At 58.6% G+C, this 25,390-nt stretch carries 15 protein-coding genes; 3 read left to right on the top strand and 12 right to left on the bottom strand.

Going from position 1 to position 25,390, the window contains the following annotated elements; translation table 11 throughout:
- Nucleotides 1-533: 533 nt before the first annotated feature.
- The 3 genes from I6I94_RS07025 to I6I94_RS07015 all read right to left on the bottom strand — a co-directional run bounded on the left by I6I94_RS07025 (nt 534) and on the right by I6I94_RS07015 (nt 3,823).
- Nucleotides 534-1,328 (bottom strand): class I SAM-dependent methyltransferase, encoded by a 795-nt coding sequence (locus I6I94_RS07025; protein ID WP_236588835.1) that lies wholly within the window; start codon nt 1,326-1,328, stop codon nt 534-536.
- Nucleotides 1,329-1,718: 390 nt separating this feature from the next.
- Complete coding sequence (locus tag I6I94_RS07020; RefSeq protein WP_023134432.1) at nt 1,719-3,005, bottom strand: adenylosuccinate synthase; 1,287 nt, start codon at nt 3,003-3,005, stop codon at nt 1,719-1,721.
- A 242-nt stretch (nt 3,006-3,247) separates the two neighbouring features.
- Complete coding sequence (locus I6I94_RS07015; protein ID WP_128087157.1) at nt 3,248-3,823, bottom strand: DUF4870 domain-containing protein; 576 nt, start codon at nt 3,821-3,823, stop codon at nt 3,248-3,250.
- Nucleotides 3,824-4,155: 332 nt separating this feature from the next.
- On the opposite strand from I6I94_RS07015, the gene I6I94_RS07010 reads away from it, so the two are divergent.
- The 3 genes from I6I94_RS07010 (at nt 4,156) to I6I94_RS11550 (ending at nt 16,745) form a co-directional block, all read left to right on the top strand.
- Entirely contained in the window at nt 4,156-8,091 is a 3,936-nt protein-coding gene (locus tag I6I94_RS07010; protein ID WP_307968942.1) for a S8 family serine peptidase, read from the top strand.
- A 339-nt stretch (nt 8,092-8,430) separates the two neighbouring features.
- On the top strand, nt 8,431-12,402 hold the full coding sequence (locus I6I94_RS07005; protein WP_201620550.1) for a S8 family serine peptidase: 3,972 nt from the start codon (nt 8,431-8,433) through the stop codon (nt 12,400-12,402).
- A gap of 422 nt (nt 12,403-12,824) precedes the next feature.
- Nucleotides 12,825-16,745: a S8 family serine peptidase gene (locus tag I6I94_RS11550; RefSeq protein ID WP_279755233.1), complete on the top strand. Its 3,921-nt coding sequence runs from the start codon at nt 12,825-12,827 to the stop codon at nt 16,743-16,745.
- Between the two features lie 91 nt (nt 16,746-16,836).
- Here the strand turns inward: I6I94_RS11550 and I6I94_RS06995 are convergent, their stop codons facing one another.
- The 9 genes from I6I94_RS06995 to I6I94_RS06955 form a co-directional block, all read right to left on the bottom strand.
- Entirely contained in the window at nt 16,837-17,322 is a 486-nt protein-coding gene (locus I6I94_RS06995) for a DUF4870 domain-containing protein (RefSeq protein WP_172425631.1), read from the bottom strand.
- A 181-nt stretch (nt 17,323-17,503) separates the two neighbouring features.
- Nucleotides 17,504-18,112, bottom strand: a complete 609-nt coding sequence (locus tag I6I94_RS06990) for a DUF4870 domain-containing protein (RefSeq protein WP_201620549.1) — start codon at nt 18,110-18,112, stop codon at nt 17,504-17,506.
- A gap of 67 nt (nt 18,113-18,179) precedes the next feature.
- Nucleotides 18,180-19,016, bottom strand: coding sequence for an ammonia-dependent NAD(+) synthetase (nadE, locus tag I6I94_RS06985; protein WP_128087162.1), 837 nt, complete (start codon nt 19,014-19,016; stop codon nt 18,180-18,182).
- 29 nt (nt 19,017-19,045) lie between these two features.
- Nucleotides 19,046-20,572, bottom strand: a complete 1,527-nt coding sequence (locus I6I94_RS06980; RefSeq protein WP_236588834.1) for an MATE family efflux transporter — start codon at nt 20,570-20,572, stop codon at nt 19,046-19,048.
- 85 nt (nt 20,573-20,657) lie between these two features.
- Nucleotides 20,658-22,247, bottom strand: coding sequence for an MATE family efflux transporter (locus tag I6I94_RS06975; RefSeq protein ID WP_128087164.1), 1,590 nt, complete (start codon nt 22,245-22,247; stop codon nt 20,658-20,660).
- Nucleotides 22,248-22,559: 312 nt separating this feature from the next.
- Nucleotides 22,560-23,189, bottom strand: coding sequence for an FMN-dependent NADH-azoreductase (locus I6I94_RS06970; RefSeq protein WP_128087165.1), 630 nt, complete (start codon nt 23,187-23,189; stop codon nt 22,560-22,562).
- Nucleotides 23,190-23,810: 621 nt separating this feature from the next.
- Nucleotides 23,811-24,245 (bottom strand): MarR family winged helix-turn-helix transcriptional regulator, encoded by a 435-nt coding sequence (locus I6I94_RS06965; protein WP_128087166.1) that lies wholly within the window; start codon nt 24,243-24,245, stop codon nt 23,811-23,813.
- A complete protein-coding gene (locus tag I6I94_RS06960; RefSeq protein ID WP_128087167.1) occupies nt 24,242-24,658 on the bottom strand; it encodes an SRPBCC family protein in 417 nt (138 codons plus the stop codon). The genes I6I94_RS06965 and I6I94_RS06960 overlap by 4 nt, the downstream gene beginning before the upstream one ends.
- A gap of 138 nt (nt 24,659-24,796) precedes the next feature.
- Nucleotides 24,797-25,324 carry a MarR family winged helix-turn-helix transcriptional regulator gene (locus I6I94_RS06955; protein WP_128087168.1) on the bottom strand — a complete coding sequence of 176 codons (528 nt, stop codon included), beginning with the start codon at nt 25,322-25,324 and terminating at the stop codon, nt 24,797-24,799.
- Between the last annotated feature and the right edge of the window lie 66 nt (nt 25,325-25,390).

The raw sequence follows: 25,390 nt of genomic DNA, 5'->3' as shown, positions 1-25,390 counted from the left end.
AATTTCTCTCCATGGAAGCCAACAAGCCTATACCCTAACCCATCTTGATTTTCTAGAAGCAGCTTATCTCCGCTCAGAGTAAGACTAATCCACCGTACCAAAGTCTAGATAGTCATAGACACAGATACACCACTTTTCCTCAGTATCGATCAGATAATTTTCCCCCGGATACTCCACAAGAAAATCAAGTAGTGAACGAACACTTTGTATAGAACACTGAATCAGGTACCCGTCCTCAAAATCGTTTCCCACCACTATGAACCTGCAGAAATCGGTGGGCTGAAGAATGACCTCTATATCTTCTACAAACTCCAATGTTTCATGTAGGCGACAGCAACGGTGGTTTTTTGTTTTACTCCACGCAATTCTAGAACCCGTGAAAGAAAAACCCCTCATAGATGAGTAGCTCTTATAAGATTCCTCATCTAACCGGGCATATTCAATATTGTGCCGCTTGAAAAACCCGGTTAGCTCCTGATCATACACAGCTCAGTCATCCTTTCAGCAGCTATTACCGCTGCGCCCAGTACCCGTTAGTCCAACCGGTAGTGCAGCATACGAGTGGAGTCCCGGAAGGCTGGGATCTGCCGCCCGATAAGGGATAACAAGAAGCCGCTTCTTTTCCACATCGGAAAATCAACTGTCAGGCGCTTGACGCTCATCAGGTGCAGATTATCCGCCCACCGCTCAAACTCCAGGTCATCGTCACAGCCGAAAACGAAACGGGCACGCACATGCTTCAGCGCCTCATGCCTGTCGGAGTTCTTCACCATCCACGAATTCTGCACATCGAATGCTGCCTCACTACGGTGAAAACGACGCGCCAGATCGCAGAACAAGGCGCGCACAGTGTAACGGTCAAAGTACATGAGCACCCCCTCAATCACCAGCAAAAACTGGGCGTTCGGGTGCAGGCGGTTCAGCTCATCCATCCACCCAGCGTCAAAAGCAGAAGTGGCCAGCAGCGTCTCACCCCGCTGCGCAGGCAGCAGCTTCTGCCGCAGAGCAATAACATCAGGCAAATCAATATCGTAAAACGGTACACCGTCGGCAGCAGCGCCGATACGCTCCCGGCGGCTATCCAAACCACACCCCACGTTTACGACCACAGGGTTAGGGCGGCGATGAATGAAATCAGCGGTTAGCCGGTCGAAGTAATCCGCGCGGATCGCGGTACCAACAACGGTGTGAATAATATGGTCGTACTTCGAAAAATCGTAATCAAGCTGCCGCACCAGGCGTGTAGCCGCCTCATCGTGAATCACCGGGTTAGGCATCTGCGAGGCAAGATGCTTCATATACAGCGGAATCAGTAAGGTCTCGCTCACAGAATCTTCAAGGTGCAGCATGGCACGCTCCTTTGGCGGAGTCCACGACATAACCCCCAGTAGCTAGAGGCGACTACGCCCCAGATGCCCACCAGCAGGGATACGCATGGAGAATGGCTAACTTTGTGTGTATTTTATCTCCATCACCCACGATTTTTAAGGGGTATGCTGTCAAAAACACAGCACAGGTATTTCAGGCCTCGTGCGGCACAGCCACAAACCTTGTTATATTGCGACCGCGGCAACGGCAAGCAGCGGCTCCTCCGGCCGGTAAAAGCATTGTAAACACCGCCAGATACACACGGTGCCGCAGCTTTAAAAGCTGCGGCACCCACAACAGCGCACCGTGGCTAAGCCGCGCCGCTGCCGGTATTCTTCACGTAGAAAAACCTAATCGATCAGATCACGCACCACAATAGTCTGGTCACGATCCGGACCCACACCAATCGCCGAGATACGACAGCCAGAAAGCTCCTCAAGCTTATGCACATACTTGCGGGCGTTCTCCGGCAGGTCAGCCAAAGACTTCGCATCCGAAATGTTCTCGCTCCAGCCGTCAAAATACTCATACACTGGCTTGGCGTGATGGAAATCAGTCTGCGTCATCGGCACCTCATCAAACCGAACACCGTCCACCTCATACGCCACACACACCGGAATCTTCTCAAGCCCAGTGAGCACATCCAGCTTAGTAATGAACAAATCAGTAAACCCGTTAATACGCACCGCCTGACGCGCAAGCACCGCATCGTACCAGCCGCAGCGGCGCGGACGGCCCGTGTTCACGCCAAACTCGCCGCCGGTCGTGCGCAAAAACTCGCCCATCTTATCGAACAGCTCAGTGGGGAACGGGCCAGCACCCACACGGGTGGTGTACGCCTTCTGAATACCGATCACACGGGAAATGCGGGTGGGACCAACACCCGAACCCACACAGGCGCCCCCAGCAGTCGGGTTCGAAGAGGTAACAAACGGGTAGGTGCCGTGATCGACGTCAAGGAAAGTCGCCTGACCGCCCTCCATAAGCAGGGTTTTGCCCTCATCCAAGGCATTATTGAGCAGCTGAGTAGTATCAACAATCATGGGCTTAAGCCGCTCAGCGAACGAGAGGAAATAATCCACAATCTCGTTCACCTCAACATGGCGGCGGTTATACACCTTCACCAGCAGCTCATTCTTCTGCCGCAGCGCGCCCTCAACCTTCTGCCGCAGAATCGACTCATCCAAAATATCCTGCACACGAACACCCAAACGGCCCACCTTATCCATATAGGTGGGCCCAATACCGCGCCCGGTCGTACCAATCGCGCGCTTACCCAAGAAACGCTCCGTGACCTTATCCATCGTCTGATGGTACGGGGCCACCAGGTGGGCGTTCGCAGAGATTTTAAGCTTAGAAGTATCGGCACCACGCGCCTGCAACCCCTCAATCTCGGCGAAAAGCGCCTCCGGGTTCACCACCACGCCGTTACCAATCACGGGGGTCGCGTTCTCGCTCAAAATGCCAGCGGGCAGCAGCTTCAGCTCAAACTTCTGCCCATTCACCACCACCGTGTGGCCAGCATTATTGCCGCCATTAGGCTTGACCACGTAATCCACGCGGGGGCCGAGCAAATCGGTTGCCTTGCCCTTCCCCTCATCGCCCCACTGGGCACCCACGATGACGACAGCTGACATTTCTTGCGCTCCTTGTTAAGCTTCACATTCCGCGCCGGTTACGCGCCATACAACCCGCACCCAGCCGAGGCGGGCACACAATTATTAATCATACCGCCCACCGCCCGCGCCAGCACTAGCAGCAGTCGCCAAATTTCGCGGCGGGCACGTGCATCTGCTGCGGACACAACAACGGGTGCGCACCCAAGACATTGCAGGGAGTGCGCACCCGTAATAATCGGCTGATACCAGAGCCAGAGGATTTAAAGGATCTTAATGAAAGTCAGCGGGTACTCGTACTCTTCGCCATTATTCGCCGAGACAGCGGCAATAATGTGGAAGACAATCAGCACAATAGCCACCAGAGGCATCACGATCAGCGGGATAAAGATCAAAATACCGAAGGTAATAAGTGCCAGGATCCACGACGCCATGGTGATAACCCACAGGGTGAAGTTAAAGTTAAAGGCACGGCGGGACGCTTCCTTCGTGAACCCGTAGCCCGGCTTGTCTTTATAAATAAACCAGAAAATCAGCGGCGCCAGAAAACCAATAGTGGTTGCCGAAAGGAACGTGGCGCCCGCAGAAATAAGGTTCATCAGAAACGCCATGTTCTTATCGTCTGCGCTCACCGCCCCAGGCTTCGGCTGCCCGTACGGATCCTGCTGGTACTGTGCGCCCTGCTGGTCGTACTGGTTTTGGTTCTGCTGGTACTGGTGCTGTGCCCCCTGCTGCTCATAAGGATTCTGGTTCTGCGGCTGGTATCCCTGCGGCTGCTGGTTCTGCCCATTCCCAGGGTTCTTGTCGTAGGGGCCATTTTCGTAAGGATTTTGACTCATGATGCTCCTTAGGTGTGCGGTTTTCGACGCCGCACGGTTGTTTGTGAGGTAAACACCATTTTAAGGGATGCACCTGAAAGAGCGCGAGCAGAAGATTTTTATCCACACAGGGTTTTTAATCCTCATTCTCAAACACGTATCCTCTGCTCCCGGTAAAGCGAATAAAACATTGAGAGATAATTCACCTTCATTCATTGAATGAAATAAACCTCAATGTATTCCGTGCAACTTTTTTCTCGCACACTGGTGTATTGTGGTGTTCATCTCTCAGCTTCTTCGAGGTGCGGCGATGCCGTCGCACCGCATTATCACTCATACATTCGAGGAGCATCATGCCAAAAAACACTCCGATACGGGGCCTCTCAAGAGCCTGCCTATCGGCAACCCTGGGTGTAACTATGGCCATTACAGCGGGACTGCCCGCGACGGCGGCACCCGCTGGCGACCCTGACACGCCAGTCGCCCAGGACATCGCCCGGAATTCCCGTGAGCACGCCGTACTCTCGGATTCCATGAAGAAGGCCGAAGGCAATATCCCCGTCTTCGTACAATTCAAAGGCAAAGGCGCATACGAACAAACCCAATCCCCCGCAGTACTAGCCAACAAACAAGCACCCACCAATAAGCAGGCCGAAGTCCAAGCCATCAAAACCCAGGTGCAGTCACAGGCACAGGCAGCAGCCCAGAGCACCGGCGCGAAAACGCTGTACACCACGCACAATATAATGCGCGGGGTGGCTTTGCAGGGTGATGCGGCGCAGATCCGCGCCCTCGCCAATAACCCCGAGGTGGAGCGCATCACCCCGATCGTGCCGAAGAAGAAGCAGAACGCCGGTTCCGTGGTTGATACCGGTGCGGCGGAAAACTGGGCACGTGAAAACAGCGGGTACACCGGTAAAGACGTGAAAATCGCGGTCGTAGACTCCGGTATTGACTATACGCACGCCGATTTTGGCGGGCCTGGCACGGTCGAAGCGTTCAACAAAGCAACTAAGCTCACCGAGATGCCTGCCGCAGACTCGGGCCTGTACGATGCCAAGAAGTACATAGGCGGCTACGACCTGGTGGGTGACTCGTACGACGGTACAAACCAGACCGCCCCGGATAACAACCCCATCGACTGCTCCGCTGGCGGCCACGGCACGCACGTTGCGGGCACCGCCGCCGGGTACGGCGTAAACCAGGACGGCACCACCTTCCGCGGCGACTACTCCAAACTCACCGCAGAACAGCTGAACCAGATGAAAATCGGGCCCGGCGCGGCACCGGAAGCGCAGCTGTATAGTTTCCGCGTGTTCGGGTGCACCGGCACCACCGGTGTGGTTGTTCAGGCCCTTGACCGCACCCTCGACCCGAACGGTGACGGGGATTTCTCGGACCGGGCGAATATTGTGAACCTCTCCATCGGCGGCGAGTTCTCCCCACCGGATGATGCCGACGCATACGCCGTTGAATCCCTCAACCGTCAGGGCGTGCTCGCAGTTGTTTCAGCCGGTAACGCAACCGACTACTACGGCCGCGGCGACACATACTCCGATTCGGGCCAGCCCGCAAACGCGGTTTCTGCGCTGACAGTGGCGAACTCCATCGGCTCCTCCTACGCGGTGGACTCCATGGAGATTCAGGCACCGGCAAACGTGGCCGGTAAAGTCCCCGGCGACTACACCGTCTCGTACACCTACACGGGGGCAAAACCTGAGGCACTGACCGGGACAGTCGTGACCCCTTCCGAGTCGAATAAATTCGGGTGTGAGGCGTTCAGCGCCGAAGACGCCGCGAAGATTAAAGACAAGTGGGTGTTCCTCGAGTGGGCCAACGCAGACGGTTCACTCCCCTGCGGCTCTAAGGTGCGGTTCGATAACGTCGAAAAGGCTGGCGGTAAAGGCGTAGTCCTTTCTTCAGAGGAAGAGAAACCTGCCCTGCCGATCGGCGGTAATGAGAGCATCCCCGGGTTCCGCGTGGCTAAAAGCGCCTCCGCTAAAGTGCGTGAAGCCGCCGCCAACGGTGAGCTGAAGGTACGCTTGGGCACGGATTTGAAAGAATCCCTGCGTGTGCCCAGCAATAAGAAAGATCAGCTGACCGCCTCCAGCGCCCGCGGCTACCACGGCACTTACGGGTACACGAAACCCGATGTGGCGGCACCGGGCAACAATATCTCTTCGGCGCGGGTAGGCACCGGAACGGACGGCATCTCGTATACGGGTACCTCAATGTCGGCCCCGTTTGCCGCCGGTGTGGCCGCCCAGGTGCTGCAGGCTAACCAGTCCTACGGCCCCACCCAGCTCAAGGCCGCAATCATGAACAGCGCCAACCATGATGTGCGCACCGCCGACGGGAACGTATACGCGGTGGACCGCGTGGGGTCAGGGCGTATTGATGCTAAGGCTGCGGCAGAGACGAAAGTGCTGCTGTATAACGCCGACCGGCCTGCGCAGGTGTCCCAGACCTTCGGGGTACTCGAATACGCGGTGAACGAGGGCAAGCAGACCCTAACCCGCGAGATGACGGTGGAAAACTTCGACTCGCACACCCACACGTACAACATTTCGTACGCGGGCAGCACCGACATGCCGGGGGTGGAGTTCTCCCTGCCGTCGAATATTACGGTAAACCCCGGAGAGAAGAAGAACTTCACGGTCACTATCACCATTGACCCGGCCGCCATGGAGAAGACCATGGACCCGGCCATGGAGAAAACCCATAACTCCGTGGACCCGTACGGTGACGGCACAGAGCTGGTACCCGAACAGTACCGCCAGTTCATTGCCTCAGAGTCGGGGCGTATTCTGCTCACTGAGGGCGCAGCCACCCTGCGTGCGCCCATCCACGCGGCACCTAAGCCCGCATCAGCCATGAAAGTTGAAGGGAGCTCTGTTGAGATCCCAGCCGGGGAGCACCAGGCAAACCTGAAACTCACCGGTACTGAGCTGAACCAGCGCGGCTACAAGTCGCTGCTGGGGGCGTTCGAACACGGCGCATCAATTGAGCGCACCTCCCCGGTAAAGCTGGATGTGAGCAGCAACGCGAAAGCGAATATGCAGCATGTGGGTGCCGCATCGACTGCACCCGCGCTGAAAGCATCCGGCGGTAACCCCAATGACGGGCTGCTTGCGTTCGGTATCTCGACGTGGGCTAACTGGGACGTGGTCTCAACAGAGAACACGTTCACCGTGAATATTGACACCGACGGGAACAACCGTGCCGACTATATGCTGGTCACCGACCGTGCGAAGGGCATCGACTTCCCGATTGTGCGCCTGTACGGGTACAAGAACGGCAACCTGGAGCAGATCGCCTACTACCCGCTCAATAACGCCTGGGGCGATACCGACACGAACATGATGGACTCCAACGCCCTCGTGATGGCGGTACCGCTGAAGGACCTGGGGCTCAGCGCCGAGAAGACGAAAGACATTAAGTACAGTGTCTCGGCCACCACCCAGTACGCCTGGACGAACGTGAGCGAGACCGGCTGGATTAACTACCGTCCGTTCGACCCGAAGCTGTGGTTCTCTGGGACCGCCGCAACGGTTCCGGGTTTCTTCGCTGATGCGCCTTCCTCCGAGCTGGTGGCACACCGCGCCGAAGGTGCGACTGATGTGAAGGCCCTGTTCCTGCACATGCACAACACCACCGGTGATCTGAGCGGGCTTAACGGTGCCGCAGGCAACCGTGCCCAGGTGCTGGAGGTCACCGAGCAGCAGCAGCTCGACCCGGCGCCGTCACGGTTCACGGATGTTCCGGCCGAGAACCAGTTCTACGCAGAAATCAACTGGTTGGCTCAGCGGCGCATCACCACCGGCTACCCGGATGGGACATTCCGCCCGGGCGAGAACGTGGAACGCGGGGCAATGGCCGCGTACTTCTACCGCCTAGCAGGCACGCCGCAGTTCACCGCGCCGGATAACCCCACGTTCAGTGACGTTCCGAAGTCTCACCCGTTCTACAAAGAGATTGAGTGGATGGCCGCCCGCGGCATCACCACCGGCTACGGCGACGGCACGTTCCGCCCCTCCGCCTCGGTGAATCGTGACGCCATGGCCGCGTTCTTCTACCGGTACGCCAACTCGCCGCAGTTCGCAGCCCCGGCAGCCTCCCCCTTCAAGGACGTACCCGCCAACAGCCAGTTCTACAAGGAAATCGCGTGGCTGGCCGAGCAGGGCATTACGAAGGGCTGGGATGACGGCACGTACCGCCCCGGTGAGCCGATTCACCGCGATGCGATGGCCGCGTTCCTGTACCGCTACAGCGATAAAGTGCTGAAGTAGGTACGAGCGGATCTTAGCCGCTACTGCGTTTGGGGCGCTGGCTTCTCCTGTGCGGGTGAAGCTGGCGCCCCGCGCCATATGCGGTACCGCCCAAAAGCTACGCGCCATAGGGCGGCAGGGTTTATTCAGACCTAAAACGCCATATTTTTGAGGAGGATGGATATTACACACCGCATATTTACGTTGCGTACCAAAAATATTGGGATTTTTATTGCCCCGATAATGCTTTAAAAACAGATGAATAGAGCACCCAGGAATTATTAAATCTCATGCTAAAGTAAATCACACTGATATGCCGTAGCTCACACATATCACGTTACCTATAGTCAGGAAACCATCATGAGACCACTATCCGACCCACGGCTTTTCGCCAAAAGCTGCCTGGCCGCAACAATGGGCTTAGCACTCACCCTCAGCGCCGCAGCACCGGCCTCAGCCGTACAGCCCCCTGCTGATGAAACCGGTATCGTCACCTCGGGGGATACCGCCAAGGACGTACTCAGCCCCGGCATGAAAAAAGCGGAAGGCAATATCGCAGTCTTCGTACAATTCAAAGGCAAAGGCGCATACGAACAAACCCAATCCGCCGCAGTACTAGCCAACAAACAAGCACCCACCAATAAGCAGGCCGAAGTCCAAGCCATCAAAACCCAGGTGCAATCACAAGCACAGGCGGCGGCCCGCCAGTCCAGCTCCCAGGCACTGTACACCGTGCACAACACCGCCCGCGGCGTGGTACTCCAAGGGAATGCTGCGCAGATCCGTGAACTTGCGCACCGCGGCGATGTGGAGCGCATCACCCCCATTATTGCCAAGGAACGGCAGAACGCCTCCAGCGTGGTAGACACCAAAACCGTTAACACCTGGACCCGCGAAAACACCGGGTACACGGGCAAAGACGTGACCATTGCCGTGGTCGATTCGGGTGTGGACTACACGCACTCCGACTTCGGCGGCCCCGGCACGGCCGAAGCATACCAGAAAGCGAAAGACATGCCCGAGCTGCCCTCCGCAGATTCAGGGCTGATTGACCGCAATAAGATCGCTGCGGGCGTGGACTTGGTAGGAGACAGCTACAACGCCTCCTCCACGAACACCGAACAGAACACCCCGCACCCCGACAACAACCCGCTGGACTGCCGCCCCGACGGGTTCGGCTCCGGAGGCCACGGCACGCACGTTGCGGGCACCGCCGCCGGGTACGGCGTAAACCAAGACGGCACCACCTTCCGCGGCGACTACTCCAAACTCACCGCAGAACAGCTGAACCAGATGAAAATCGGGCCCGGCACCGCCCCAGAGGCTAAAATCCTGCCGGTTCGCGTGTTTGGCTGCCACGGCACCACCCACATGGTCATTAAAGCCCTCGACACGGTAATGGACCCCAACGGCGACGGCGACTTCTCGGATAAGGCGAACGTTGTGAACCTGTCGCTGGGCGGCGAATTCGCGCCTGTGGACGACCCCGAATCGTATATTGTGAACACGATGGCGCGGCAGGGCGTATTCACGGTCGCCGCAGCCGGTAACGCCAATAACTACAACGGGGTGGGCGACACCTACTCCAACTCGGGCAGCCCCGCCAACGCCGCCGCAGGACTGTCAGTAGCGAACGCCTACGGCACCACCCAGCCGACGGATCAGATGAAAGTGCTCGCCCCCGAACAGCAGGCCGGGTTCGTGAACGGCGTGTACACCTCCAGTTTCGGCTACGCCGCTGCAAGCGCCGACAAGCTCACCGGTGAGGTGGTGAAAGCCCCAGCATCCAACCGGTACGGCTGCGAAGCGTTCTCCGAGCAGGACGCGGCGCAGCTTAAGGGCAAATGGGTGTACATCGACTGGGAAGATCCGGCCACCGGAAAATTCCCGTGCGGCTCAGCGGTGCGGTTCAACCATGTGGAGGCCGCCGGCGGTCAAGGCGTCATCCTGGGGTCGGTGCAGGAACGGCACGAGGTCGGTATCGCGGGTAACGCCACGATCCCCGGTTTTATGCTCTCTCAAAGCGCCACCGACAAGCTGGCCACGGCAATCAACGACGGCACCCTGCGGGTTGAGCTGAACAACGACTACAAGACTCAGGGCCGCACCTCACACAGTAAGGCACTGAGCCTGGTGTCCTCATCGGCGCGCGGGCAGCACGGCTCAGACGGGTACATTAAACCGGATGTGGCGGCCCCCGGCGCCGAGATCGTCTCAGCAGCCGTGGGCGGCGGCACCAAGGGGGTTGCGTTCACGGGCACCTCCATGGCGGCACCCCACGCATCCGGGGTGGCGGCACTGGTGCTGCAGGCGCATCAGGACTACTCCCCCACCATGCTCAAGGCTGCCCTGATGAACGGGGCGAACACCGACCTGAAAGACTCCCAGGGGCACACGTACGCTGTGGACCGGGTAGGGTCCGGCATGATTAACGCCAAGGCCGCTGTTGAGGCTAAGGTGCTGGCGTACGATACGAAACAGCCAGAGCGCGTATCAACAGCGTTCGGCGTGCTGGAGTACACCCCGGACTCGGGGGTGCAGACCGTAACCCGCGACATCACCCTCGACAACACGGACTCGCGGGCACACACCTACACCCCGGAGTATGTGGCAAGCACCAGCATCCCGGGGGTGAGTTTCTCCCTGCCGTCCACGGTGAGCGTGGGGGCGGGCGAGAAGAAGAACGTGACGGTGACCGTCACCATCGACCCGGCGAAACTGGAGAAAACCAGGGACCCCGCGCTGGAAAAGCACCAGAGCTCACGCAACGTCGTGGGCGATAAGGTCGAAACCACCGCCGAGGGGGACCGCCAGTATGTTGCGAGCGCATCCGGCCGGGTGGTGTTTAAGGAGGACGGCACCGAGGCGATGCGCGTGCCGGTGCATGTGGCCCCTAAACCGGTTTCGGCGATGCGCGCGGACACCTCAAAGATTGAGTTCGGCACCGGTGCTGAGCAGAAGGTGAAGCTTACGGGCACCACCTTGGATCAGGGCGGGTACCGGTCGATGCTGGGCGTGTTTGAGCTGGGCGCCGCCAGCGGCCGTATTCCAACGCAGAACCTCACGGTGGCGTCGGATCAGGTGGTTGATGTGCAGTATGTGGGTGCCGCCTCGGATGCCCCGGCGCTGGCTGCTGCCGGGAAGAACCCGGATGAGGGAAACCTGTATTTTGGGATTTCAACATGGTCGAACTGGGATGTGCTGCATTCTGGGCGCAGCGTGGAGGTTTCGGTTGATACGAACGGGGACGGCCAGCGGGACTATGTGCTTGAGGTGGCGCGCGAGAAGGGCCTGGATTTCCCGCTGGTGAAGGTGTGGAAGGCAACCGGGGACAAGTGGGATTTCATTAACCAGTACCCGCTCAATAGTGCCTGGGGCGATACCGATACGAACATGATGGATTCCAATGTGATGGTGCTGGGCGTCCCGTTGAAGGATCTGGGCCTGACCTCAGCGAACGCGAAGGACATTAGCTACACCGTGTTCACGAACACCTGGTTGAATGAGGGCTCTGATTATGTGGACCGCACGGAGAAGGCCACGTTCAACCCGTTCGCGCCGAAGGTGTGGTTTGAGGGCGATTCGGCGGGTGTGCCGGGGTTCTTCGCTGACCGTGCTGGTGCTGAGTTGACGGCGCACCGGCAGGCGGGGGCTTTTGAGGCTAAGGCCCTGTTCCTGCATATGCATAACGGCACCGGTGATCTGAGTGGCATTGGTGCCGGGCATGGCGAGCGTGCCCAGGTGGTTGAGGTGAGTGCCGCATCTGCTAATAGCCGTGACGCCCGGTTTAAGGATGTTCCGGCCGATAACCAGTTCTATACGGAGATTAACTGGTTGGCGCAGCGGCAGATTACGCTCGGCTACCCGGATGGGACGTTCCGCCCGGGCGAGAATGTGGAGCGCGGGGCGATGGCGGCGTTCTTCTATCGTTTGAATGGTTCGCCGCAGTTTACGCCTCCGACGAAGCCGACGTTTAGTGATGTGCCCACGAATCACCCGTTCTATAAGGAGATTGAGTGGATGGCTGCCCGCGGCATCACCACCGGCTACGGTGACGGCACGTTCCGCCCCTCCGATTCGGTGAACCGTGATGCGATGGCGGCGTTCTTCTACCGGAATGCGGGTTCCCCGCAGTTTGCGGCACCCGCCCGGACGCCTTTTGCGGATGTTCCTGCCGACAGCCAGTTCTACAAGGAGATCGCGTGGCTGGCTGAGCAGGGCATCACGAAGGGCTGGGACGACGGCACGTACCGCCCCGGTGAGCCGATTCACCGCGATGCGATGGCCGCGTTCCTGTACCGGTATCACGAGAAGGTGCTGAGTAAGCGGTAGCGCCCCAGCTGCCGGGTGTCTGTGCCGTAGTCTTACGCTATTGGGCGCCCTACTATTGGCTGGACGCCTGGCGCTTTGGCTGGTTTCCCGGCCGTCAGTGGCCCCTGAGGGGTTATTGGCGGTCGGGTTTTCTGTGCGGTGTGGGTGGGGCGCTAAGGATGAGCCGCATAGTTATAGAAAACTGCAGGCGAGGCGCACCTCAAAATAAGCCTCATATACCGTGATATTGCACAAGTATTCCGAATATTTTCTAGTCTTAGTGCCAGTAAAAACAAGGAGATGCACTAATAATTATTAGTCTACTGTTGTTTTTTGTGGTTAAACCGTGAGTGCCCCCGCACAGCCGCCCGATACGTCCCGAAAGTTTTCGGTACTCTTATCTCGTTCACTCTGCGCACCAACCACATATCAAGGAGCTGTCTATGGCGAGAAAGTTCATGGGGCAGGCAAGATGCACTCTTGCCACAGCGTTGAGTTTATCGTTAGTAACCACCACCGCCTTCCCGGTTTTCGCCGCAGATACACCGGATAGCAGTGTCCAGCAGGGCGCAGAAACCAGCAGAGATCAGAATATTATTAGCCCCTCAGCCGCCAGCGCATCGGGTGAAACAGCGGTTTTTGTGCAGTTCAAAGGCACCGGCGCCTATGAGCTCACCCGCCCCGCGGCCGGCCACGCCACCCGGGAGCAGAACGCGGCCAAACGGGATGAGGTGCGTTCCATCCACGCCTGGGTCAACGAGCGGGCACGCACGGCTGCTGAGGCCACCAGCTCAAAAATACTGTACACCACCGTGAACACGGTGCGCGGGGTCGGGCTCTACGGCGATATTGAGCAGATCCGTAAGCTCGCGGCCCGGCAGGATGTGGCGCGCATTAGCGTTATTACGAACGTGCGGCCGCAGAACGCGGGTACCGCCGTGCACACGGATACGCTCACCACCTGGGCGCAGAAGAACAACACCGGCGGGTACGGGTACACGGGCCGTAACGTTACGGTGGCCGTCATTGATACCGGCATCGACTACACCCACGCCGATTTGGGCGGGCCCGGCACCGATGAGGCCTACCGGCGGGCGAAGGACTCGGCCACCCTGCCGGATGGGCTGTACGACCCGCAGAAGCTTGTGGGCGGGTACGATATGGCCGGGGATGGCTATAATGCCAGCACTAAGGAGCATGCCCTGCCCATCCCGGACGCGAATCCTCTTGACTGCAGCGGGCACGGCACCCACGTGGCGGGCACTATCGCCGGGTACGGTGTGGCGGCGGATAATACTGCCTTTCATGGGGATTACTCCGCGCTCAGCGCCGATGAGCTGCACAGGATGCGCATCGCCCCCGGGGCCGCCCCGGAGGCGCGCCTGGTGGCCTTCCGTATTTTTGGGTGTGCGGGAACGTCGGCGCTCACGCTGAAGGCTCTCGACCGGGTGCTTGACCCGAACGACGATGGGGATTTCAGTGACCGGGCGGATATTGTGAACCTTTCGGCCGGAACAGACTACGGTGTATTCGATGAATCGACTAACTATGCAATAGGTGAGTTGTACCGGCAGGGTGTTCTTACGGTGACCGCCGCGGGGAATGCCGCATCCCAGAACGGTGCTGGCGACACCTACTCTATCTCCGGTGGCCCGGCAACCAGCGCGTACGCGCTCACTGTGGCGAATTCTATGGGCGCCACGCAGTCTGCTGACCGGGTGAAAGTGCTCTCCCCCGCTGGCACGAGCGAAATATACGGCCGGTACACCACAAAGTATGATTATGCACGGTACAGGGAGGGTGAGCTCACCGGCCAGGTGGTGAAAGCCCCCGCCTCGAACCTGTACGGGTGTGCCCCGTTCACCGCTGAAGAGGCCGCCAGGCTCAAAGGGAAATGGGTGTACCTTGACTGGGACAATACAAGCGGTGCCGTGCCTTGCGGTTCGGCGGTACGGTTCGCCAATGTAGAGCGGGCTGGCGGCGCTGGGGTGGTTCTTGGCACCAGGCAGCCGCTGACCGATATCGCTGGCACTGCGGCCCTGCCCGGGGTGCTGCTGCCCTCAGAGCAGGCCGAGAAGATCCGCCCGGCGCTGGCCTCAGGCACCCTCACCCTGCGACTAGACGATGCTCTCCGCACCGGTGCGCGCATCGAAACCGGGGCGGCGGATCAGCCTAACCCGGCATCGGCGCGGGGCGCTCACGGCTCGTGGGGCAGTATTAAACCCGATGTGTCTGCCCCGGGCACCGGTATCGCTTCAGCCCGGGCGGGCTCAGGTGCAGGGGCCAGTACGCTCACGGGCACCTCCATGTCTGCCGCCTACGTCTGCGGGGTGGCCGCGCAGCTTGTGGAAGAGCACCGCAGCTACAGCCCGCAGCAGCTTAAAGCCACCCTGATGAACACTGCCGCGCACCCCGTGCATGATGCCCACAACCGCCCCTACCCGCCGGATCGGGTGGGTTCTGGCCGCATCGACTCCGCCAAGGCCGTGAATAACCGTGTGCTCGTCTATAACGCCGCCCGCCCGGAGCAGGTTTCAGACACGTTCGGGGTACTCGAATACGCCCCGGATGCGCCGGTGTCTGTTCTCCGCCGTGAAATGGTGGTGGAAAATACTGACACTATCGCGCACACCTACCTGCTTTCGTACACTGCCAGCACCGAAATCTCGGGGGTTGCTTACTCCCTGCCTGAGAGCGTGACGGTACCCCCGGGCGGGAGGACAACGTTCACCGTCACCCTCACCGTGGACCCCGCCGCCCTGGCGAAAACCGCTGAGGCGACCGCAAACACCACCCAGCGTTCCACTGGTGAAGACGGGCAGGTGGTTGCTTTTGGGGCGCGCCAGTATGTTGCGAGCGCATCCGGGCAGGTGGTGCTCACCGAGGGCGACACCACGTTGCGGGTGCCGGTGCACGCCGCCCCGAAGCTGGTGTCAAAGATGCGGGTGGCCGCTGCGGAGGTGCAGTTTGAGCGAGGCCAGCAGCAGGCGCAGCTGCCGCTGTCCGGTACGGGTGTGGATCAGGGCGGGTACCGGTCGCTGCTGGGGGCTTTTGAGCTGGGGGTCACGAGCGGGCATATTCCCACCGAGGACCTGTCGGTCAGCAGCGACCAGCGGGCGGATATTCAGTACGCGGGTGCCGCATCGGATGCTGCCGCACTGGCCGCCGCAGGCAAAAACCCGAACGATGGTTCGCTTTATTTTGGTATTTCAACCTGGGGCAACTGGTCCGAGGTGACCCCGCGCAGCACCTACTACGTGTTTATTGACACTGACGGGGACGGCACCAACGACTACCGCCTGCACACGATGCGCGCCGCCGGGGTGGACTACCCACTGGTGCAGCTCTCCCGTGCCGATAACGGCCGGTGGGTTCCGGTGGACGGGGCGCTCTACCCGCTCAATAACACCTGGGGCAGCACCGACACGAACACCATGGACAGCAACACCCTCATTATGGGGGTGCCGCTGCGGCTGCTGGGGCTGAGCGCCCAAAACCCGGGAGCTCTCTCATACACGGTGGCCACCACCTCCTCGTACGCCACCACACCCATTGTTGATGCGACCGAAGCGGTAAAGTTCAACCCGTTCACACCCGCCTTCTGGTTCACCGGTACCGCCTCAGGCGTGCCGGGGCTGTTCGTTGATGCGCCCAACGCGTCTTTGACGGTGCACCGCACCGAAGGGGCAGAAGGTAAGCTGCTTCTGCTGCACCTGCATAATTCCACTGGTAACCTGAACGGCGCCCGGGGTGCCACAGGTGATCGGGCGCAGGTGCTGAATGTCTCTGGGGAGAACACCCACAACACGGTGCGGGCCCGGTTTACGGACGTGAACGATGCGAACACAGCCACCCCCGACATTGACTGGCTGGCCGAACGCAGAATTACACGCGGGTACCCGGGCGGCACTTTCCACCCGGGTGAAGATACCGAGCGTGGGGCGGCCGCGGCGTTCTTCTACCGGCTGGCCGGTTCCCCCGCCTACACGCCCCCGCAGCAGTCGCCGTTTACGGATGTTCCCACAAACCACCCGTTCTATAAGGAGATCGCGTGGATGCACCAGGCGGGTATTACTACCGGCTGGGCGGATGGCACGTTCCGCCCGCATGAGGCTGCCACCCGTGAGGCCATGGCCGCGTTCTTCTACCGTGCCGCAGGCTCCCCCGCCTACACGCCCCCGGAGAAGAGCCCCTTTGAGGATGTGCCCACCGGTGCGCGTTTCTACCGGGAGATCACCTGGGCGTATGAGAAGAAGATATTTATGGAGGAGACTTCCCTGCTCAAACCTGCCGCCACGGTGCGGCGTGAGGCTGCGGCAACGATGATTCACCGGTACGCCCGGCGGGTGCTTCACCGGGGATAATTCTCGCCAGTGTGCGCATAAAGTTGTGGCCCGGATCTGTATAGTACAAATCCAGGCCACAGCTTCATTATTACCTGAGTGGACGGTAATTTTACTTATCCTTCAGAACCTTAAGGGTGGGAACCGGGTACTTGTAGTCCTCTCCCTTATTAGTTTTTACTGCTGCCACAATGTGGAAAATAAGAACTACAAGACCGGCAGGGATAATCAGCAAGTACATCAGGGATGCTATTCCCACCAGGGGAGAAACATTTCGAGCTGTTGATGCTGCCGCGCCTGCCCCGAAGATAACGGCGCACACAATAATGTACACAATCGCCACAATGGTCCAGGTGAGCGCCAGGTTAAACGCGCGGGCGGCAGCAGCCTTGGTGCGACCATACCCGGTTTTATCTTTGTAAATGAACCAGAAGATCAGAGGCGCAAAAAGAGACAGGACCGGGGAAATGTGTGCAAACGTTGCCATGGAACGTGCGTCCGGGGCTTCCTGCTCGTAGGGCTGCTGCCCCATACCCTGCTGCATATTTGGGTTGTAGTTGTAGTTCGGCTGGTTGGGGTCAAAGTTCTGTTGACTCATAATGTACTTTCGGTCGGTTGGTCGGTGAATGGTACGGTGCGGTACGTACCATATCCGCAAGACTACCAAGATTTTGATGAATAGTCTTGTAGATACGCCACCCAACACCGTATATGTGTCACCCATCACTAACAGATGGTTTGGTGGGGGCGTTTTTTGAGTATTATGAGAGACAGTTCACCTATCCGTCTTCATCCAGTATTTTTATGTGCGGGAGGGGATACCGGTACTCTTCCCCGCGGTTGGCGCGTATCGCCCCCATAATGGGGAAGATGAGGGCCAGAATTAGCATGACAGTCACGATCCCCAACACCGCTATAAGACCGATCATGAATACTACTGCGGCCACCGCCGCCGCATCTCGGCTACCGGCGGTTATACCCATCAAGACCAGAAAACTCAGCAGGCTAAAAGCAATCACCGAGAGCTCAGCAATCATTACGGTCATCGTAAAGTTAAACGCGCGGGCGCAGGCTCGCCTAGTAAACCCGTACCCGGGCTTATCTTTGTACACAGCCCATAGGATGAGCGGGGTGAACCCCCACAGCAGCAGCGAAAGGTGGGCGAGCATCGCTATAGTGTGGGCGTCAGCCGCCCGGTACTCAGCAGGGTAAGGATACTGGCCCGGGTAGGGGGCTGCATAGGGCACCGGTGCGGGCGGCTGCCCAACGGCGGGACCCTGGTAGCTCTGCGGGTGGGGGTCCGGCTGAGGCTCGCTCGGGTGAGACGGCTGCTCCGTTTTGTCGAGGTTAATACGGGAGTCATTGGGGTTAGAAGTGGGTTCGGTCATTGTGTCCTTCCTCTGAGATTGCGTCCCTATCTCAAGGATAAAGCTAAAAGGGGGCGCACGGACAGAGTCAGTTCACATGCCACCACGTATCGGCGATACCCACCGGAACCGTGCGTTTATGCCGACTGCGCAGGTAGATGCTCTCCAACTTTTCGGCGACGACGGGGTCAATCTCTTTACCCTCCAGGTAGTCGTCGATCTGCGGGTAGGTGATGCCAAGCTCGTCCTCATCGGTGCGCCCGGGGATACCGTCAAGCAGGTCGGCTGTCGGCGGCTTAGCCCACAGCCGCTCGGATGCGCCCAGAACCCTCAGAAGCAGCTGATTCTGCCGTTTGTTCAGTCCGGAAAGGGGCAGTATATCCGCCCCTCCGTCACCGAACTTCGTGAAGAAACCGGTCACAGATTCCGCCGCGTGGTCGGTTCCGACGACCAGCAGGGACGGGTCGCCAGCGAGCGCATACTGGGCGATCATGCGGGCACGCGCCTTAATATTTCCCTTATTGAAGTCGCTGATGGGCGTGCCCACGGCAGCCGTGTAGGCGGTGTCGAACCCATCGACCGCATCCGCAATATTGAAGGTGACGGCACGGTCGGGTGCGATGAATTCGAGGGCTTTTTGCGCGTCTTCTTCGTCTACCTGGGTTTTATAGGGCAGGCGCACCGCCATGAACTGCGCCCGGTATCCTTCGGCGTTGAGTTTTTCGCTGGCGAGTTGGCAGAGCCTGCCCGCCAGTGTGGAATCGATGCCGCCGCTAATGCCGAGTACGAATCCGCGGGTGCCGGTCGCTTTCGCATAGTCGCAGAGGAACTGTACGCGCCGCTGTACTTCCTCACGCGCTTGCTCTTCGGTCATATTGGGGCGAACGCCCATCTGGGCCACGATTTTTTCCTGAAGTTCACGCATACCTCTAGTGTACGCGCAGGCGTGAGCCGTTATATTCCGGCGCCAACACTCCCAGCGGCCTGCCCTCCCGGTTCTGCCGATGCGGAAGCGCCCGCATCGGGGGCTGTTGCGGGCACGCGGGTGCGGCCCGTTACCGCGAACAGCACCACGCCGAGCGCGCACGAGGCCATCTGGGTTACCGGGAACGCCCAGGTGAGCCCGTCAAACCCGAACAGTGCCTCCCCCGCCAGCACCGTAACGAAGAAGAAAACACCCACGCTCGCGGTCATCACCACCGCGGCTGTTCCTTTGCCGCACGCCTGGAACCAGGAGATCCACAGCACCACCAGCGCGTGGAACACGGTCGAGCACAGCAGGGCCGTGAGCACCTTATCGCCCGCCTCAACCAGGGTGGGTCCGCCCGTCAGGTACAGCGCCCAGTCCCGGAAAAACCACACCGGGATGGAGAACACCGCCGAGGTGCCCACCGACAGCGCCACCGCCGTTCTCAGTGAGGCCCTCAGACGCTCCCGATTCCGTGCCCCGTAGGCGTAGGCGAACAGCGGGATACCGCCCATGCAGATACCCATGCACAGGGTCTCTGGCACCATAATCAGCCGGATTGAGACACCGAATGAGGCGACTGCCGCATCCCCGTACTTGACCGCTAGGTTATTCAGCACCAGAGCCGAGGCCACCAGGAACAGGCTAGAGACCAGCTGTGAGGAGCCCACCGCCAGTACGGGTTTGAGCACGTCGGCGGAGAGCTTGAAATCGCGGGGAGATACCGAGAAGTTCTTGCTTTTAGCGGTCAGAAACAGCATGTAGTAGATAATGCACGCCAGGTTTGAGCCCATGAGCGCCCACCCGGAACCGGCTGCGCCCATGTGGAGCACACCAATGAGCAGCGCATCCAGCACCAGGTTGGCGAGCACGCCCCAGGCCAGCCCGTACATGGACTGTTTGGCGTACCCTTCGGCCCGCACCAGCTGCTCTAGGGTGAACATGCACATCCAGGGCGGGGCGCCAATGAACAGGATTGTCACGAACCAGCGGGTGGGTTCGTAGGTGGCTCCTGAGGCGCCCATGAAGTGGGTGAGCGGGTCGATGAAGAACACGCCGATCAGGGCCAGCAGCACCCCGAACAGCAGGGACGCGTACAGTGCGAATGAGGTGACTTCGGGGATGCGGTCGGCTTTGTTCTCGCCCAGCAGCCGCGCCGTGAGGGTGGATGCGCCCACCCCGAAAAGGCCCGCCAGGGCGGTGATGACACCGATAACAGGAAAGCCGAAGATGAGGGCCGCCAGGTCTTCAACGGTGCCGAAGTGCCCCACAAAGTAGGAGTTCACCACATTGTAGATGGAGGTAATCGCCAGGCCGGTGGCCATGGGGATGCCCAGGGCCAGGAGGGCGCGCATGGGCGGGGCCGATTTGAGGTAGTAGATGTTTCTTTCGTCGCCGGATTCGAGGATTTCGGCCGCACGCGACGCAGGGGTGTTGTCGGTTGTTTCGTGCACGCGCGCCTCTTCCTTTGTGCTCGTTTCCGTGCGTGGGGTGTGGTTGTTTGCCTCGCTCATCATACCTCTATTGGCGCGGCAATAACGAACACCGCCTAAACCATATGGTGTTTCGCTGCTGCAGCCCCTGTTGGCGGCGGTGAGACTAGGCTTTTGCGGGGTCTTTCACCGTAGCAGTCTCGTTCGCTGCCGTGTCCTTCACCTTGGTACCGCCGGTTGCGAAGAACAGGATCACGCCCAGCACACACGCCGAAATCTGGGTGAAAGGGAACGCCCAGGTGAGGCCGTCGAACCCGAACCACATATTACCGAAGATAACCGCAGGGAAGAAGAGCAGCGCAATACCCAGGGTCATGAGCGTGGCGGGCAAGCCTTTACCGGCGGCCTGGAACCACGAGACGAACACGATGCTCACGGCGTTGAACACGGCGGCGAGCATGAGCGCGATCAGCACTTTCTCGCCGGTGGCGACCAGCGAGGAGTCGCCCACGAGCTCAAGCAGCTGGTGACGGAATATCAAAACGGGGATGGTGAAGATAATGGAGGTTGCCACCGATACCATTGCGGCGGTTTTCAAGGCCGAACGTACTCGGTCTCGATTGCGAGCACCGTAAGCGTATGCGAAGAGCGGAATACCGCCCATGCAGATACCCATACACAGCATTTCGGGTACCATGTTCAGGCGCATCGCCAGCCCAAAGGCGGCCACGGAGTCGTCACCGTATCCTGCCGCAATATTGTTGAGCACCAGCGCGGAAACGGTCAGGTTTGCACTCTGAATCAGTTCGGCGGCACCCACGGCGAACACGGGTTTAATAATGTCACCAGCGATCACAAAATCGCTGGGTTTCCACGAAAAGTTGGGGCTCTTGCGAATAAGGAACTGCAGGTAGTACACCATGGATGCGGCGTTTGCGGCGAGCATCGCCCAACCGGCACCGGCGATACCCCAGCCGAGAACCGCAATCAATAAAACATCGAAAATTGAGTTGATGACGACACCCCAGATAATGCCGTACATGGATTGTTTGGCGTAACCTTCAGAACGCACCAGCTGTTCCAGAGTGAACATACCGACCGAAAACGGCGCACCCACAAAGAGCAGGTGCACGAAGGTTTTGGTCGGTTCAAAGGATGCTCCGGAGGCGCCCATCAGCCCGGTAACCGGGTCTGCGAACAGGAACCCGGCAATAGCGACCACCACACCGCAGGCGAGCGCAGAGTACAGGGCGAATGAGGTTACGTTGCGAATACGTGCCTTGTTACCTTCGCCTAGCAGACGCGACGCCAGGGTTGATGAGCCCAGACCGAACACACCCGCAATCGCTATGATGATACCGAAAACAGGTACGCCGTATCCGGTGGCGGCGAGCTCTTCGACGGTGCCGTAGTGACCCACAAAGTAGGAGTTAATGACGTTGTAAATGCTGGTGATCGCCAGGCCCGCCGCCATGGGGATACCCAGGGAAAGAAGCGCTGTGAAAACGGGGGCATCTTTGAGCAGGTAGATGTTTTTGGGATCGTCCATATTGGGCATCCCGGGGCCTGCATCAGGTGCGGGCACAGCCGGGATGGCGCCAGTGGTGGAGGGCACGGTGCCTGTCACCGCCGGGACTGCACCGGTGACGGGCGGGTTCGCCTCGGACGGTGCTGCTGTGCCAAGTTTTGCGGCTGCGTTGGGGTTGTCTGCCGCGCCGGTATTTTCGGGCAGGGCGTGTGTAGGTTTATGTGTCATGAAGATGCGTTTCTTGGTCTGTGCAGTGCGCCCGTCTCTGGGGCGGCATGGCTCAGGTAATATCGGTCAGCGCTACATGCCGGATGCGGGCAGGGGACTCTATTGTACCCGTCGCGTTTCCCACTGAGAAATAAACCCTTCCTCCCACTGCTTTCCCCAGCGCCCCTCCCCGGCCTCCTTCTCTAACCTCCCACGCAAAAAGGCTCTTTATGTGAATAAAGAGAGTTTTTCAACGCTTTATTCAAATAAAGAGCCTTTTTACATGCTAATCGGGCTTCTTAGTGTTCCTTATACCCAGCGGTTCTTGGGTCCTTAGGCAAGGAACTCGGGCAGCTTTTGTTCAAGCTCGGCGCAGGCACGCTCAACAGCGACGTCTGGGCCAATATTTGGGTCCATGGTGCCTTCGGCACGCACAATATCGGTCGAGTCGAACCCGAGCATCCCAAATGCGGTCTGCAGGAAGGGGTACGATTGCTCCCACGGTGCCAGCGGACCGGTGCTGTATACGGAGCCGCTTGACTGCACGAGCAGCGCTTTATGCCCGCCCATGAGACCCTGCGGGCCCTCCCGAGTGTACTGGAAGGTCTGCCCCGGCACGATGATGTTGTCCAGGTAGTCTTTCAGGCGTGAGGTCACCGTGAAATTGTGCATGGGCATGGCGATAATCACCCGGTCGGCCGCCTTGAACTGTTCGAGCAGCTCGGCATTGCGCGCAAGAAAATGCTGTGCGCCCTTGCTCAACTCTGCATCTTTACCATCCCCACTGTATGCGCCGTTAAAGACCGGCAGAGTCTCGGCAGTAAGTTCGGGAATATCCTCGTTGTAGAGGTTCAGCACGGTTGCATCCGGCAGTTTCTCGGTCAGGCAATCGACGAGGCGGTTGGTGCAATACGCGGTTTTATTCCGGGGATCTGGGTGGGCGTTAATAATAAGGGTCTGCATGGGGTCTCCTGGTGATTGAATAAGATATTGCAGATTTTACAAAATCCGGGGTGGATATTTCTATCGTAGATTGGGTGTAACGCTGGTATCAATGCTGAGTACTGGCAAAGTTATGGAATAACGCTTTATGACGCAATATTTCTTCAGGGAATGTCCCTAGTGCACGTAAAAAGAATTTAAAAATGGAAGAATCACATTTTTACGCATTCTCCAGAATCACACGAAATTTCCTTGTAAAGCATGCGGTAAAGTTGTGAGTGCCCTCTTCCCGGAATGAGTCACCGGCACAGTTTGCAAATTTATATTCCGTGATGACTCTCAGGGTAGAGAGGGGGTGAGTAGGAATGCTGTTCTACGAGATAGTAGAAACGGCCCAAGCGATCCTCATCAACTACATTCTGATTGATGGATCGGCTCAAGCCGTTTCACATATTGTAGGCTTTATCTCAGCTTGGATTAAGAGCCTGAGGTAATACCCTACTCACAGAGAGGGGCTGGTAGTTGGCGCTACCGGCTCCTCTTGCCTATAACAGGCATCCAGTTTGCAAATATGGTTCCAGCTTAGCACACCACCAAAAGACCGTGAAGGCGCTCGCCTCCCGGAGAGAAGTGCCCACCCATTCACCTCTCAAGTGCCGCCCGCAGGTCCGCCAGAGTTGTCGAGCGCATTGTACCGAAGAATTGTGCATCTACCTGCTCGACAGCGGGAATCGCCTGAATCGCAATATCCTGCCCCGCGTCCGTGAGAAGAACATTCTTTGACCGCCCGTCCGCGGGGTTTGAAACACGCTGCACAAGCTCGCTTTTCTCTAGGCGCCGCAGTACGTCAGAGACCATTTGTGCATCCATGCCAGCAGCTTTAGCAATATCGATCTGTTGTACAGATTCGGTCTTTTGAGTTAGCCAGTAGGCGCAGGCGAGAATCACGAACTGAGTCTGCGTAACGCCCAGCGGTTCCAGGGCATCAGCTACCGCTCGCTGCCATCGCTGGGTTAGTTTCCACAGCACAAACCCCGGGCTGTCGGCACCAGGGCTAGCAAACCTGCTAACACTCATGATGCACTCGCCGCCTTAATAAGCTCGTTCATCTGGGCAGGAAAATCAGAGCTTATGCCAGGCCCTATGTGTGCACCTATGGTATCTGCCTCATCCCCTGTGATTTCTAGGGTGTGAGTAATGCGTGTGCCTTCCTTAACCGGCTCAAACTCGTGACGGAAGGTCAGGGTTAGACCGTTAAACGGGGTCTCGTCGGCGTAGCGTTTTTCAGGCACGAACTCGGTGACCGTTGAGATGACCTGTTCCTGACCGGCAGGAGTCATTGCGATACGTGTACCCACTGCGAGTTCCCGTTCAGGTTCAAAATGGTCGCCACCGGGCAGGGTAAGTTCGCCGCTGTGCACCGCAATAAAGGTGCGCCACAAGGCAGATATGCTGACATCAGTAATCTGAGAATGCTGGGTGCTCCACATCGTGTATTCCCTTCTACGAGAGTATTATGTCCCATTGCGTATATTAGTAAATACATTGATTATCAATGCATTTACTAATATATCAAAAGGTGTCTCTCGGAGGAACCATGAAGCACGGTAGCCTAACGTGGCGCCACCCTAGCCCTTCTTCGCGTCCTCCAGCACCCGCATCAGTTCGGCGAGCCCCGCATCCAGCTGACGGCGTGTCTCAGCGGGCAGCTTTTCCAGAATACGCCGCTCATTGTCCACGTGTTCGAAGACGACTTTTTCCACCAATTCACGCCCGGCACCCGTCAGCTTCACGAGCATACTGCGGGCATCATCCGGGTTAGGGATGCGCTCAATGAACCCGCGCTTCTGCACCTTCTGCAGGCGGGTTGTCATAGTGCCTGAAGTAACCATGAGCGATGCAAAAAGCTCGGTCGGGGTCAGAATATAGGGCGCACCCGCGCGGCGTAACGTCGCCAGCACATCAAAGGCGCCATTACTAAGATCATGGGCAGCAAAAACCTCGTCAAGGCGCGGCGCGAGCAGAATAGAGCATCGCTTAAGACGACCGATCAGAGCCATATTTTCAGAAGCCAACTCGGGGAGTTCACGTTTCCACTGATCGATAATAATATCCACGGCATCGGGGCGGTTACTGCGGGAACGGGCGCTCGACATATTCCTCCTAAAATCGACTCACTACTATTTTATCTTGCTTTCAAGACAAAAAGCGATTAGGATTTA

Origin of the sequence: Rothia aeria, assembly GCF_016726365.1 — a bacterium.
GTDB classification, from domain to species: domain Bacteria; phylum Actinomycetota; class Actinomycetes; order Actinomycetales; family Micrococcaceae; genus Rothia; species Rothia aeria.
Note: the sequence above shows the minus strand (reverse complement) of the source record. Positions and strands in the feature narration are given on the sequence as shown.